Origin of the sequence: Chachezhania sediminis, from assembly GCF_009765275.1 — a bacterium.
GTDB lineage: Bacteria > Pseudomonadota > Alphaproteobacteria > Rhodobacterales > Rhodobacteraceae > Chachezhania > Chachezhania sediminis.
The window spans coordinates 73,946-87,227 of sequence record NZ_VOPH01000013.1 but is presented as its reverse complement, the minus strand read 5'-3'; the positions used below and the strand labels follow the sequence as shown (position 1 = coordinate 87,227).

General features: G+C 65.4%; 13 protein-coding genes. 5 read left to right on the top strand and 8 right to left on the bottom strand.

Translation table 11 applies throughout. From position 1 onward, the window contains the following. Window positions 1-50: 50 nt before the first annotated feature. The 8 genes from FQK05_RS23165 to FQK05_RS23130 form a co-directional block, all read right to left on the bottom strand. Window positions 51-1,217, bottom strand: coding sequence for an acyl-CoA dehydrogenase family protein (locus tag FQK05_RS23165; RefSeq protein ID WP_158971440.1), 1,167 nt, complete (start codon window positions 1,215-1,217; stop codon window positions 51-53). Window positions 1,218-1,220: 3 nt separating this feature from the next. Next, complete coding sequence (locus tag FQK05_RS23160; protein WP_158971438.1) at window positions 1,221-1,394, bottom strand: hypothetical protein; 174 nt, start codon at window positions 1,392-1,394, stop codon at window positions 1,221-1,223. A gap of 25 nt (window positions 1,395-1,419) precedes the next feature. Further along, window positions 1,420-3,375: a mechanosensitive ion channel family protein gene (locus FQK05_RS23155; RefSeq protein WP_158971436.1), complete on the bottom strand. Its 1,956-nt coding sequence runs from the start codon at window positions 3,373-3,375 to the stop codon at window positions 1,420-1,422. Window positions 3,376-3,825: 450 nt separating this feature from the next. Then, window positions 3,826-4,578, bottom strand: a complete 753-nt coding sequence (locus FQK05_RS23150; RefSeq protein ID WP_158971434.1) for an iron ABC transporter ATP-binding protein — start codon at window positions 4,576-4,578, stop codon at window positions 3,826-3,828. Beyond that, window positions 4,575-5,522, bottom strand: coding sequence for an iron chelate uptake ABC transporter family permease subunit (locus tag FQK05_RS23145; RefSeq protein ID WP_158971432.1), 948 nt, complete (start codon window positions 5,520-5,522; stop codon window positions 4,575-4,577). The genes FQK05_RS23150 and FQK05_RS23145 overlap by 4 nt, the downstream gene beginning before the upstream one ends. Then, window positions 5,509-6,447 carry an ABC transporter permease gene (locus FQK05_RS23140; protein WP_158971430.1) on the bottom strand — a complete coding sequence of 313 codons (939 nt, stop codon included), beginning with the start codon at window positions 6,445-6,447 and terminating at the stop codon, window positions 5,509-5,511. Before FQK05_RS23140 ends, FQK05_RS23145 begins: the two co-directional genes overlap by 14 nt. A 4-nt stretch (window positions 6,448-6,451) precedes the next feature. Further along, a complete protein-coding gene (locus tag FQK05_RS23135; protein WP_158971428.1) occupies window positions 6,452-7,342 on the bottom strand; it encodes a siderophore ABC transporter substrate-binding protein in 891 nt (296 codons plus the stop codon). Window positions 7,343-7,449: 107 nt separating this feature from the next. Continuing rightward, on the bottom strand, window positions 7,450-9,408 hold the full coding sequence (locus tag FQK05_RS23130) for a TonB-dependent receptor domain-containing protein (protein ID WP_233270646.1): 1,959 nt from the start codon (window positions 9,406-9,408) through the stop codon (window positions 7,450-7,452). Window positions 9,409-9,708: 300 nt separating this feature from the next. Between FQK05_RS23130 and FQK05_RS23125 the strand changes: the two genes are divergently transcribed. The 5 genes from FQK05_RS23125 (at window position 9,709) to FQK05_RS23105 (ending at window position 13,281) form a co-directional block, all read left to right on the top strand. Continuing rightward, the gene (locus FQK05_RS23125) at window positions 9,709-10,305 is read left to right on the top strand and encodes a helix-turn-helix domain-containing protein (RefSeq protein WP_158971426.1); all 597 of its coding nucleotides are present in this window, start codon (window positions 9,709-9,711) and stop codon (window positions 10,303-10,305) included. Between the two features lie 69 nt (window positions 10,306-10,374). Continuing rightward, on the top strand, window positions 10,375-11,355 hold the full coding sequence (locus tag FQK05_RS23120; protein WP_158971424.1) for a fatty acid desaturase family protein: 981 nt from the start codon (window positions 10,375-10,377) through the stop codon (window positions 11,353-11,355). Then, window positions 11,352-11,681: a non-heme iron oxygenase ferredoxin subunit gene (locus FQK05_RS23115; protein WP_158971422.1), complete on the top strand. Its 330-nt coding sequence runs from the start codon at window positions 11,352-11,354 to the stop codon at window positions 11,679-11,681. Before FQK05_RS23120 ends, FQK05_RS23115 begins: the two co-directional genes overlap by 4 nt. A gap of 12 nt (window positions 11,682-11,693) precedes the next feature. Continuing rightward, a complete protein-coding gene (locus FQK05_RS23110; protein WP_158971420.1) occupies window positions 11,694-12,278 on the top strand; it encodes a carboxymuconolactone decarboxylase family protein in 585 nt (194 codons plus the stop codon). A 34-nt stretch (window positions 12,279-12,312) separates the two neighbouring features. Further along, window positions 12,313-13,281, top strand: a complete 969-nt coding sequence (locus FQK05_RS23105; protein ID WP_158971418.1) for an isopenicillin N synthase family dioxygenase — start codon at window positions 12,313-12,315, stop codon at window positions 13,279-13,281. Window position 13,282: the final 1 nt, after the last annotated feature.

Here is a 13,282-nt window from a genome sequence, read left to right as displayed (position 1 = left end):
GACCACGCACCCTACGGCAAGGTTTCGATGACGGCCATCGCCCGCTTCCCTCAGTAGGATTTCGGCAGGCCCAGCACCCGCTCGGCAATGTAGCACAGCGCAAGCTGCGGAGAGATCGGCGCGATGCGGGGGATCAGGCTTTCCCGCAGATAGCGTTCGACGTGATATTCCCTGGCATAGCCAAAGCCGCCATGGGTCATCACAGCCTGCTGGCACGCGTCATAGCCCGCTTCACCGGCCAGGTACTTGGCCATGTTCGCCTCGGCCCCGCAGGGCTCTCCCCGGTCGTAAAGCCAGGCAGCCTTCAGCGTCACCAGCCAGGCGGCTTCCAGATTCGACTGGCAGATCGCCAGCGGGTGCTGGATCGCCTGGTTCTGGCCGATGGGGCGGTTGAAGACATTGCGTTCCCTGGCATAGGCCACCGCCTTCTTCAGCGCGGCAAAGCCCAGGCCCACCGCCTCGGCCGCGATCAGGATCCGTTCGGGGTTCATGCCCTGCAGGATATAGCGGAACCCTTCGCCTTCCTTGCCGATGCGGTCGGTTTCCGGGATCTCGAAATCCTCGAAGAAGAGTTCGTTCGAATCTACGGCCTTGCGGCCCATCTTCTCGATCTCGGACACGCGGATGCGGGTCCGGTCGAAGGGGGTGTAGAACAGCGACAACCCTTGGGTGGGCTTCGTGACCTGGTCCAGCGGCGTGGTCCGCGCCAGCAGCAGGATGTTGTCCGCCACCTGCGCGGTCGAGATCCAGACCTTCTGTCCGTTCACGACATATTTGTCGCCGCGCTTGTCCGCGCGCAGCTTCAACTGGGTGGTGTTCAAACCGGTATCGGGTTCGGTCACGCCGAAACAGGCCTTTTCCCGGCCTTCCGCCATGGGGCGGATCATGCGGGCCTTCTGATCTTCGGTGCCGAAGACATCGACCGGCTTCAGCCCGAAGATGTTGATGTGCACGGCCGAAGCCCCCGACAGCCCCGCACCGCTTTCGGCAATGGTGCGCATCATGATCGCGGCTTCGGTCACGCCCAGGCCTGCGCCGCCCTGCGCCTCGGCCGTGCAGATGCCCAGCCAGCCTTCGCGCGCCAGCGCGTCGTAGAAATCGGTCGGAAAGCCGCCGTCGCGATCCTTCTTCAGCCAGTAGTCGTCGCCGAATGGGGCGCAGATGCGTTCGATGGCATCCCGGATCGCGCGCTGGTCGTCGGTCAGGTTGAAGTCCATGGGTCAGTGTCCTTCGGGAAGGGTCAGGGCGCCGCCCGCCACAGGGGTGGGAAGGCCTTCGGGGACGAAGCCCGCCCGCTGCAGAACGTCCAGGACATCTGCGCCGGGCTGCGGCGCCGGCAGATCCGGCCCGGCGGTGCTGCGGGAAAAGCGGGCAGAGGCGGTCATGTCGTGCATCGGACCTTTGTTCTTCGGATGCCGGTCAGCCCTTTTGCGGCGGCGTTCCGGGTTCGGACGAAAGCGGGGCAGCCGGCCCGTGCTTGCCGGCCTCGTGGCTGCCGGTGGGAGGATAGTCCAGCGTGCCGTGCAGCGCCTCTTGTTCGGCCTGGGTCATGCGCGGGAAAGGCAGCCTGCCTTCTTTCCGCCACTGCTGGACGCTGCTTTCGGCCGCGGTGCTGCGCTCTTCATCGGGGGCCTCGTCCCGGGCCATGTAGAGCGTCTGGGACGGGAAGGCGGGCCGGGTGCCCGCGTCGAGGATCGTGTCGAAGACCCGCAGAAGCACATCCTCGCGGATGGCGTAGAAGTCGTTCCAGTCCCGCGTATCGGCATAGATGCGGATGTCGACATGAGGTGCGCCATCGGCAAAGCCCACAAGGCGCACCCGGATCGTGTCGCTGACGATCCTTGGATGGGCCAGAAGCATGCGGCGCAGCTGCGCCAGCACATAGCGCAGCTGGTCGGCACTGATGTCCTGGCGCAGCGCGATGGTTTCGTTGATCAGCAACTGGTCGCATTCGGTCCAGTTCACGATCTGCATGTCGGCGAATTGCGCGTTGGGGATCGAGATGATGGTCCGGTCCAGCGCCCGCAGTTTCGTCGACCGGATACCGATCCCGGCCACCGTGCCGCGCTGGTCGCCGACGCTGCAGAAGTCGCCCACCCGCACGGGACGGTCGATGAACAGGATCACGCCGCCGATCAGGTTTTCGAAGGTGGGGCGCACGGCCAGGGCCATGGCCAGACCGCCGACGCCAAGACCGGCCACAACGCTGAGCACCGGCAGGCCGATGGCCTGCCCGCCCAGGGCCACGATGACCATGGCGCCGATCACGCCCACGGTGGCGCTGCCCAGCCGCAGCAGACCGGCGTCCAGGCTTTCTTCCATGATCCGGGGCGACAGGATGATCGCCTCGACCGCCGCGCGGACGGCAAGCCAGAACAGCATCGCCAGCGCGCCGTACAGGGCGACTGCCAGGGCCATGTCGTAAAGCATCGCGAACTGGCCGGAGAGGTGGACCTGGTAGGCAATGAACGGCAGCGCGTCCACTGACAGATAGACCAGCAAAAGCGGCGGGATCGAACGCAGCAGAAGCTGCCCGACGCGCCCTACGGTCCGGATCCGCTTCAGCATCCGGTTCAGAGCCAGAAGCAGGGCCCCGATCAGCAGCAGCAGAAACGTTTCGAACATGACCTTCCAGGCCGGCGTTTCCAGCCACAGCCGGTTCAGCGCGTCGGGCATCATCCGCATCACGAAGGGCGGCACCAGCGGCCCGGTCTGTTCCGGTCCGAAGTCTATCCAGCTGTCGATGCCCATCACGCTTTGCAGCGGCAGGTGCCGGACGGCGTCGTAGAACCGCGGCGCGATCCGCACCGTGGCGCCTGAAAACAGGAACTCGCCTTCCCTTGGACCTTCGGTGATCCGGTCGATCCGGAACGGCGTCTGCGGGATCCGGACATTGTCGATCCCCTGGGCCCCGACGTCGTCCAGGCCCGGAAGCTCGGACAGGTCGGGGGCGCCGATGCGGCCGAAGATATCCATCAGGAATTCGAAGGTCTTGATGCCGGTTTCCCGCCGCGTGGCAGTGGGCACGTCTTCAAGGTCGATCATGTAGACCAGAAGGTCGGACAGGACCGAGATATCGGCCGCCAGTTCCTTGCTGGGATTCTGAATATATGTGGCGATGGTCTGTTCCAGCTGGTCCGAGACCAGAAGGAAGGATTCCATTGTCTCGCGCGGGCTGTCGGTCCGCACCGGGGTCCAGAACTGGTGGCCCATCCGCGCGGGCGCCGGGGTCTGTGCCAGTGCCTGCCGGGGCAGGGCGGTGCCCAGAAGCCCGGCGATGACCGCCAGCATCATCGCCAGACTGCACAGCGCCCCGGCGATGCCGGCCCGGCTGCGGTCCCGGGGCAGGCATGTCAGGTCTCGAAGTCGTGTCATGGCGGTCTCCAACAGTCTGGCCCTTTCGCAGCCCGGACCGGGAAGGCGTGTGCCCGCCGCGGTCCGATGCCGGGGAAGCCGGGAATATGACTGCGGATGCAAGGGTTTGAACGACGTCCCTGCCATCGCTGTTACCGCGACTTTGGCCAATAGCCAACCTTCATTGGTCTATTGGCCCCTGGCGCGGGGCTGAAGCGGCGGTTGGATCCCGACCTGCCAGACATTCCCGATATGGCGGCGCTTTTGCCCGGGCACCTGCGACAGCGTGCCGGCTGCGGTCGCGTCCGGGATGGCCACATGTTCCACACAGGCGGCCCCGTGCCGGTTCCAGGTCGTGTCGACAGCCGTCGATCCGGCTGGTGGGTTCACAAAAGTCGGGCGCATCGACGATTTCGCCGGCACCGCGACCGGATCGTCCCTGTGTCGGGCGGCGTTTGCCCCGCCGCGACCTTACACCATCACCACCGCCCGCCCGCCGACCTGTTCGACGGTGGCGTCGGTCCCGAAGACCTCTCGCAGCAGCGTCGCGTCCACGACATCGGCCGGTGCGCCCTGCAGCACGACCCGCCCCCCGGCCAGTGCTACGATCCGATCGGCATAGGCCGCGGCATAGTTCACGTCGTGCAGCACCACCAGAACCGTCCGCCCGTCCTGTTCGGCCAGTTCCACCAGGTGCTGCATCAGGCTGCGCGATGCGGCGATGTCGAGATTGTTCAGCGGCTCGTCCAGCAGCATGTAGGGGCTGTCCTGCACGTAGATCATTGCGATCAGGGCCCGCTGCCGCTGCCCGCCCGACAGCGTGTCGATCATCCGGTGCCGCAGGTCCTGAAGGTCGAAGCGCGCGATGGCGCGGTCGATCATGGTGTGGCAGTCGACGGTCGGCTGGCCGCGGCTGTGGGGATAGCGCCCGAACGCCACCAGTTGCTGCACGCTGAGGCGGGGCGCGATGTCGAAGTGCTGGGTCAGGATCGCGCGTTTTCGGGCAAGCTCGTCGCCGCGGATCCCCGACAGGTCGCACCCGTCGATCTCTATCCTTCCGGACTGTACGCGTTCCAGCCGGGCGATCAGGGACAGCAGTGTCGACTTTCCCGCGCCATTGGGCCCGATCAGCGCGGTCACCCCACCCCTGGGCAGGGTCAGCGTGATGTCCCGCAGGATATGCATTCCGGCGATGGAATGGGACAGGTCTTCGATCCGGATCATTTCGCCTTCCCCCTCAGGACCAGCGACAGGAATACAAGGCCGCCCAGAAGCTCCACGATCACCGACAGCGGGGTGGAGGATTTCATCACCCGTTCCAGCACCGTCTGCCCGCCCACCAGCACGATGACGGAGACCAGCGCCGAGGCGGTCAGCAGATGCGCGTGACAGGGCGAAGGCAGGGCCCAGCGGGCCAGGCTGACGACCAGAAGGCCCAGGAAGGCCACGGGGCCGACAAAGGCGGTGGAGACGGCGACAAGAACGGCCACGATGGTCAGTGCCTGGAACTGACGCAGGCGCGGCTCCTCGCCCAGGTCCATGGCAAGATCATGGCCCAGGGCCACCACATCCAGCGCCCGGCGCATCCGCCAGGCCAGCGCCACGGCCACCAGCGTGACGGGGGCGGCGATGCCCAGAAGCTCTGTCTCGATCGTGTTGAACCGCGCGTAGGAGGCGACCTGCAGCACGGCGAATTCGTTCGGATCGATCAACCGCGCCAGGAACCCGGTCAGCGACCGGAACAAGAGGCCGAAGATGATGCCTGTCAGGATCATCCGCACAATGTCGGCCCGTACCTGCACCAAGAGCGTTCCGAACAGCAGAAGCGAGGCACTGATCATGGCAAGGGCCGAGATCAGGAAGATCGTGATCCCGGGCCAACCCACCACCGTCGCCCCACCGAAGAGGTAGACGGCGACAGTCACGATCAGGACATAGAGCGCATCGAACCCCATGACGGATGGCGTCAGGATCCGGTTGAAGGTGATGGTCTGGAACAGCACCGTCGCGGTCGACACGGCCACGGCCACGACGATCAGCGCCAGAAGTTTCTCGCCCCGGAAGGGCAGAAGAAAGCTCCACGGTGCGCGGGCGGCCAGGCCCATGTAGCCCGCGGCGGACACCAGCGCGACTAGCGACAGGAGGCCCAGGACCCTAGCGGGAGACATGGGTTTGCCTTGCATGCAGCAGCCACAGAAACAGGACCGACCCGATCACGCCGAAGACGGTGCCCACCGGGATCTCGTAGGGAAAGCGCAGTACGCGGGCCAGGATGTCCGAGGCAAGCAGGGCGCCCGCGCCCCAGAAGGCGGTCAGGGGCAGCGTGGCGCGCAGGTTGTCACCGTGAAGGCGCGAGACGATGTTGGGCACGACCAGCCCCACGAAGGGGATCATGCCGACGGTCACGACGGTCAGGGCAGTCACGATGGACACGCCCAGAAGGCCCAGCAGCAGGACCATGTCATGGTTCAGGCCAAGGTTCACGCTGACCGCCTTGCCCAGGCCCACGATCGCGAACTGGTCGGAGATGACATAGCAAAGAACCGTCACGCCCGCGGCGATCCACAGCGGTTCATAGCGTCCCGAAAGGACGCCGGAGAACTCTCCGGTCGTCCAGATGGCCACGTATTGCAGCAGGTCGGTCTGCCAGGCGATGAAGGTCACGACCGCCTGGATCAGTGCGCCATAGACCAGCGCGACCAGCGGGATCAGCAGCGGCTGGGTCGGTGGCAGGCGGCGGGTCATCGCCAGGAAGGCAAGGCTGGACAACAGCGCCAGCCCCGCCGCCAGGATCATCCGCACGACAATGGGCGCATCGGGGATCAGAAGCGTCGCCGCCAGCACGCCAAGCGCTGCGCCTTGCCCGGTGCCGGCGGTCATCGGTTCCACAAAGCGGTTCCGGACAAGCATCTGCATGATGGCGCCCGACACGGCCAGCGCCGCGCCCGCGATCACCACCGCAAGCGTACGGGGCAGGCGGCTGACGACCAGAATCTGCAGGGCATTGCCGTCGGCGCTTATGTCGATGACCCCCACGACCAGCGACAGCCCGACGAGGACCGCCAGCACCGACAGGCAGACCAGAAGCCGCATGGGCCTATTCGGTCCCGAACGCGTCGATGAACTGGTCCAGGATCAGCGACATGGACCGGATCCCGCCACCTGCAAGATACAGCGCGCCGCTGTCGACAAAGACGACCTGGCCGCTCTTCCAGGCCTGCGTGTCGCGGACCAACGGATTGTCCAGCGTGGCCCAGGCGCTTTCCCCGTCCTGACCGATGGCCGACAGGCGGTCGACGACGATCAGGATCTCGGGGTTCACCTCGTTGATGAATTCAAAGCTGATGGCCTGACCGTGGGTGGTCTGTTCCACGTTCGCGTTCACCTCGGGCAGATCCAGCGCGCTGTGCAGCCAGCCGAAGCGGCCCGCGGCCCCATAGGCCGACACCTTTGGCCCGTTGGTCATCACGATCAGGGCGCGGCCCTTGCCGGCGACGGCGGCGCGGGCCGCGTCCAGCTTGGCTGCGAAGGCCGCGCGCAGTTCGGCGGCCCTTGCCTCTTTCCCGAAGATCGCGCCGTAGGCGTCCAGCCGTGCCAGTCCTTCGCCCACGGCGTCGTTCCAGATCGACATGTCGACAGTGGGCGCCATGCCCGCCAGCGTCGGCACCGCCTTCTGGGACCGGCCGCCGGCGACGATCAGGTCGGGGCCCAGGACCGCGATGGCCTCCAGGTCCGGTTCGAACAGCGATCCGACCACCTGGGCGCCGTCGACCTCCTTGGCCAGCCAGGACAGGTAGATCGGGCTGGGCACACCCTGGGGCTTCACCCCAAGGGCACCCAGCGTATCGAGGGCGTCCAGATCGAAGACGGCGACGGTGGCGGGGTTGGCTTCGACCTCGACGGGGCCGTCGAAGCTGTCCACGATGACGGGATCGGCGAAAGCCGGTGCCGCCGCCAACACGAGGGCCAGCAAGAGTTTGCGAAACATGAATCGTCCCTTTCCGGCTGCCGCGTGGCCTGATCCGGGCATGGCGCGCGGCACCGGTCCCTTGAGGTATCTGATCACGGGGGCGGTCCAGTCTATGGTCCTGTGCATCAGAAGTTCAGCGTCGCGCGGACCGAAACCGACCGACCCGGCTGGTACAGCGGGATCAGCCCGTCTGACACGATGAACTCCTGCCCATAAGTGGCGCGGTCGGCATATTGGGCGTCGAAGATGTTGTCGACCTGAAGCCGAAGGCTCAGGTTCGCCAGCCGCGGCGGCACGTATTCGGCAAAGGCGTTCACGACCTGATAGGCAGGCAGGGTGTCGACCCTGGCCGCTTCGTGGAAGCCGTCCTCCTTGAACGCCAGCTGCGCGTCGGCGCCGAAGAACAGGCCGGTATTCGGCACGGATTGCAGCACTTCCAGCGTCATCTGACGGCCGATCGGCGTGGTCAGGTAACGGCCGACATAGGAATCCGCCGGGGCGCCGTCGACCTTGGTATCGATATCGGCAAAGCCCACCCGGAACAGGCCCGATCCCCAGTTGTACCCGGCCTTCAGTTCATAGCCGTCCGAGGTCATGTCGGTGGTCAGCGCCGGGCCGCCGCGATAACTGGGCGCCCGGGCGTTGTCGATGCTGGTCTTGAACAGGCGGCCGCTCAGGCTCCACGGTCCGGAGTTGAAATTGGCCGCGATATAGTAGTTGTCGGCGGTCACCGGATCGATGGTCTCGGCCGGATAGATCCAGTCCGGGTTCATGATGAAGTTTTCCGTCAGTGCGATCCCGCCCCACACATGGCTGGCCCCGGCGCCGAGAGAGAACGTGTCGGTCACCGCGTATTCGACCGCCGCGTTCCCCGACAGGCCGGAATTGTCGTACTCGGTCCCGTCGGTGCCGGTGAAACTTTGCATGTCGCCGCGGACGCCGGCCGAGATCTTCCAGCGGTCCGTCGGCTCCAGCCGTGCCTGGGCGAACAGGCCGACATTGCGCGACTTCTCGCCCGGGGCGAAGACGACGTCGGGCTTGGCGTGGACCTTGTAGTCCAGCACGCCCTCGTCGGTGTAGAAGTCCAGACCCGCGGTGATCGTGCCGATCCCCACCGTGAACCGGTTCTGGATCACGCCGTTGTAGCTGTGGGTCTTGCCGGTGCTGGTTTCGGTCTCTTCGGGCAGCTTCAGGTCGGTGGCGCTGTAGGCCAGCAGGATCTTCGGATCCCAGAGTGCCGTCGGGTTCACGGTGGTATAGCTGATGACGGCATTGTCGCGCTGCAGGTCGTAGACCCGCGTGGCCAGCGGGCCGCCGGCCGTCTGCATGTCGGCGCGATAGGGGCGCAGGTCGTTGTCGCGGACGGATTCGTAGGTGAATTCGAAGCGCCCGCCATTGTCCAGTTCATAGGCCAGCTTGGCCAGCCCGCTGCGCATCTTGGTGCCGGACCCCAGGATGTCGTTGCCGTCGCCATCGGTCTGGTCGCCGCCATTGGCGACCTTGCCATAGGCCAGCGCCTCGAACCCGCCCTGGCGGGTCATCAGCGTCAGGCTGTTGGAAAAGATGTTGCCGTTCGACTGGTATTCGGTCGCGAACCGGCCACCATAGGATAGGCCCGGGGCCAGCAGGTCGTCGACATCCTTCGTCTCGAACGCGACAGAACCGCCAAGCGCGCCCGGACCTGCATCGGCCGGCGCCACGCCCGGATCGACGCGCACCTGCTTCAGCAGTTCGGGGTCGATATAGGTGGTCGTGTTGTGGTGGAAGATCTTGTTGTTCTGTCGCGCGCCGTCGATGGTCACGGCCAGATTGTTCTCTTCCACCCCGTCGACATAGAGCTTCTGGGAAATCGCCTGCGAACTGCCGACCGAGATGGCCGGTTCGTTCTTGAAGACGTCCTGCAGGTCGTTCGGCTGGATGATCTGAAGGTCCTCGCTGGTGACCTCGACGGAATCCAGATCGTCGGCGGTGCCGCCGAAGCCGATGACGATGGACCCCAGGTCCATGGGGTTGCTTTCCTGGGCCGTGGCGGTGCTGGCGGCGACAAGGGCAAGGGCGGATGTGCATAGGAAGAGGGTGCGCAAGATCGGATCTCCGGTCCCGTACGGGCAGCATGAGTGACAAGGACATTCATGGCTGGCGGGATTCGGCTGGCGCAGCGGTGCAGGTGCACCGGCGGGGCCTGCTTAGGGCGGGCAGACGGCACCGGGAACCGACGCCGCGCCATTTCCCTCTTTCTGGCGCGAAAATACAACATAGAGCATAGGGTCCGGGCGGGCCGGGCATGCTGCCGAAGGCGGAACCGGGGCGGGGGATCGCCCAGTCTTGTAATCGCCGGGCCGATGGGGTCGAACCGGTGGGACGCTTATTGGGGGATTCCGACGATGCAGGATCAGCCGCCGGCCATGCCGCAGAAACAGGGTCTCGACCTGCTGGTCGGGCTGGCCGTTCGTGCGGCGCGCAGCCAGGCGGGCATGACGCTGGCGGAACTCTCGACCATGTCCGGCGTCTCCACCCCGATGATTTCCAAGATCGAGCGGGGGCAGGTCTCGGCCTCGCTGAACACGCTGAACGCGCTGGCGGGCGCGATGAAGGTGCCCATCATCAACTTCTTCGCCGGCACGGTGGAAATCAACGAGGTGTCGCTGGTCCGTGCGGGCGAAGGCGTGACGGTACAGCGGGTCGGGTCGACCTATGGCCACAGCTACAAGCAGCTGGGCCATGTCGCGACCGGCAACCAGGAGCTGGAAAGCTATCTGATCACGCTGGACAAGCCCGTGGCCGGCACACCGATCTTTCAGCACACGGGGATCGAGATCATGCACTTCCTGGAAGGCGACCTGTCCTATCGCATCGGCGAGGAGGTCTATCACCTGACCGCGGGCGATACGCTGACCTTCGATGCCTCGGTTCCCCATGGTCCAGTGCATAGCAATTCAGCACATGCCAAGTTCCTGACGGTGATTTCCAAGCCGAAGTGACTTTCCCCCTATGATAAAAGTTTCCTGTGGGTATATTCGGCCTGTAACCCGTACGGAGACTTTGTCTGCATGGCCGCCCCCGTCCTGACCCCGATCACCCAGGCGCTGAACGACGGTGCCCTGACCCGGAAAGAGCTGAAGGCGCTGATGCAGCGGAACGACCGCGATGCGTTCCTGCGGCTGCTGGTCTGGGGGGCGGCACTGGGGGTGACGGGAACGCTGATCTGGCTGACCATGGGCACCTGGGCGGTGTGGCCCGCGATGTTCGTCCACGGCATCCTGATGGTTCACCACTTTGCGCTGCAGCACGAATGCGTCCATTACACGCCGTTCAAGACCCGCTGGCTGAACGACGTGGCGGGCAATATCTGCGGCTTTCTTATCGGCCTGCCGCACCAGTATTTCCGCTATGAACACTGCGATCACCACACCCACACCCAGCTGAAGGGCGAGGATCCGGAGCTGATCCCCCTGCCGGAAACATTGGGCGGCTACCTGTGGTACATCTCGTCCGTTCCATACTGGTGGGCGAAGATCAGGGAATTCTCGCGCCACGTCGCCGGCCGTATGTCCGAGGGCGACAAGGTCTTCGTCCCGAAAGAGGCATACCGGACCGTGTTCTGGGAAGCGCGGATCATGGCGGGCCTTTACGTGGCCATCCTGCTGTTCTGCATCGCGTCGGGCTGGTGGGCGCCTTTCTGGTACTGGTGGATGCCGGTCTTTCTGGGCGAACCGGTGATGCGCTGGATCCGCCTGACCGAACATGTCGGCCGCCCCAATGTGCGGGACATGCGGGAGAACACGCGGACGAACCTGGTCTGGGGGCCCATGGCCTTTCTCAGCTGGAACATGAACTATCATGCCGAACATCATTATGCCGCGTCGGTCCCGTTTCACGCGCTGCCGAAGCTGCATGAAAAGCTGGACGGGTATGTCTGCGTCGAACCGCGGGGCTATGTGGGGGCGCACAGGGATATCCTGGCCCAGCTGACGGGGCGGAAGCCGCGCAGCGACCGGCCGGTTGCCGTGGAAGGGACGACCGCGGCATGACCCAGGTAGAGGGGCGCCAGAAGACCTGGCGGGACCTGATCGCGGTGGCGGACCTGGAACAGGGCGATGCCACGCCGGTGACGCTGGGATCCCGCGAACTGGCGGTCTTCGACACGGTGGACGGGATTTTCGTCAGCCATGCGCGATGTACCCATGGCGCGGCGAACCTCTGTGACGGATACTTCGACGGGCGGCATATCGAATGCCCGCTGCACCAGGGCCTGTTCGACGCCCGCACCGGAGAGCCCAAGGCGGCCCCGGCGCGGGTCAAGCTCAGGATGATCGAGGCGCGGGTCGAAAACGGCCGCGTCCAGATATTGATCTAGGAAGGAAGCTTCATGTCCGCGTGGATCCGGATGATTTCCGACGAAGAGGCAGACGAGGATCTGAAGGCGGTCCTCGACCTTGCCCGCACGCCGCACGGCACGGTCGACAACGTGATGCGGGTGCATTCGCTGCGGCCCAACACGATGAAAGGGCACGTGATCCTCTATCGTGCGGCGCTGCATGACGAGGCCAACACCCTGCCGATGTGGCTGCAGGAAACGATCAGCTCCTACGTCTCGATCCTGAACGATTGCCCCTATTCGCTGGCCAATCACTGGAAGAACGCGGCGCACCTGATCGGCGATCCGGAGAGGGCGGAAAAGATCCGCGCGGCGCTGGACGCCCGCACGCCCGAAACGGTGTTCGACGGGGCCGAGCTGGAACTGATGCGCTATGCCGAAAAGCTGACCGTGGGCCCGGGCAAGATGGAACGGGCGGACGTGCTGGCCCTGAAGAATGCCGGACTGGACGACGGCCAGATCCTGGAGGCGAACCAGATCATCGGCTATTTCAACTACGTCAACCGCCTGTTGAACGGGCTTGGCGTCAGCACCGCCGGCGACATCGTGGGCTATTACGCCGAGACCGAGGATTGACCGCGGCGACACGCGTCACAGGGGGACCAGACAGATGAGCTATGCCACCGCCCGAAAGACCAGCGCGGACGAGATCCCGGTGATCGACATTACCCCCCTGCGCGACGGAACCGACCCTCTGGCCGTGGCGCGGGCGCTGCATGCGGCCTCGACCGGGCTCGGGTTCATCTATGTGCAGGGCCACGGCATTCCCGACGCGGTGATCGATGCCGCGCGGGCCGCGGCCTATGACTTCTTCCATGCCGAACCCGCGCTGAAGGAAACGATCCGCGTGTCCAGCAGCCACCGCGGCTGGCTGGGGCAGGGCGGGGCGAAGATGCAGGACGATGCCAAGCCCGACCTGAAGGAAAGCTTCATCTGGGGGTTCCAGGATGCCGAAGGGCAGACCCCCGACGACCATCCCCTGCGCGGCGACAACCGCTGGCCCGCTTTCCAGCCGGGGCTGGAGACGGCCGCGATGACCTATTTCGTGCAGGCGCACGAGGTCGCCCATCACCTGATGCGGGGCTTTGCGCTGGGGCTGGATCTGGATTCCGACTTCTTTCTGAAGACGGCGGACAAGCCCTTGTCCCGCGCCTCCTTCGTCTATTACCCGCCGCAGGATGCGGCAGCGGGGGAGGATCAGTTCGGCGTCGGTCCGCATACCGATTTCGGCGTGCTGACGGTCCTTTGCCAGGATAATGTCGGGGGCCTGCAGGTCGAGGACGCGAAAGGCGAATGGATCGAGGCACCGCCCATTCCGGGCACGCTGCTGGTCAACGTGGCGGACTTGCTGTCGCGCTGGACCGACGGCGCCTATAAATCGACGCCGCACCGGGTGGTGAACGCGTCGGGTCGGGAACGGATGTCGCTGGTGCTGGCCTTCGACCCGAACCCGGAAACCCTGATCGACGCGCGGGGTGTCTTCGGCCCCGACCACGTGCCGGCGAACGACCCGATCACCTGCGGCGACTACCTGTCATGGCGCTTTGGCAAGGCCTTCGCCTATCGCGGAAAGGCGTAAG

Coding starts and splice junctions, on each gene's coding strand:
- FQK05_RS23110 (WP_158971420.1), top strand. CDS start 11,694: ATGTCCGCGTGGATCCGGATGATTTCCGACGAAGAGGCAGACGAGGAT.
- FQK05_RS23140 (WP_158971430.1), bottom strand. CDS start 6,447: ATGCGGCTTCTGGTCTGCCTGTCGGTGCTGGCGGTCCTCGTCGGGCTG.
- FQK05_RS23160 (WP_158971438.1), bottom strand. CDS start 1,394: ATGCACGACATGACCGCCTCTGCCCGCTTTTCCCGCAGCACCGCCGGG.
- FQK05_RS23135 (WP_158971428.1), bottom strand. CDS start 7,342: ATGTTTCGCAAACTCTTGCTGGCCCTCGTGTTGGCGGCGGCACCGGCT.
- FQK05_RS23115 (WP_158971422.1), top strand. CDS start 11,352: ATGACCCAGGTAGAGGGGCGCCAGAAGACCTGGCGGGACCTGATCGCG.
- FQK05_RS23120 (WP_158971424.1), top strand. CDS start 10,375: ATGGCCGCCCCCGTCCTGACCCCGATCACCCAGGCGCTGAACGACGGT.
- FQK05_RS23145 (WP_158971432.1), bottom strand. CDS start 5,522: ATGTCTCCCGCTAGGGTCCTGGGCCTCCTGTCGCTAGTCGCGCTGGTG.
- FQK05_RS23165 (WP_158971440.1), bottom strand. CDS start 1,217: ATGGACTTCAACCTGACCGACGACCAGCGCGCGATCCGGGATGCCATC.
- FQK05_RS23105 (WP_158971418.1), top strand. CDS start 12,313: ATGAGCTATGCCACCGCCCGAAAGACCAGCGCGGACGAGATCCCGGTG.
- FQK05_RS23155 (WP_158971436.1), bottom strand. CDS start 3,375: ATGACACGACTTCGAGACCTGACATGCCTGCCCCGGGACCGCAGCCGG.
- FQK05_RS23125 (WP_158971426.1), top strand. CDS start 9,709: ATGCAGGATCAGCCGCCGGCCATGCCGCAGAAACAGGGTCTCGACCTG.
- FQK05_RS23150 (WP_158971434.1), bottom strand. CDS start 4,578: ATGATCCGGATCGAAGACCTGTCCCATTCCATCGCCGGAATGCATATC.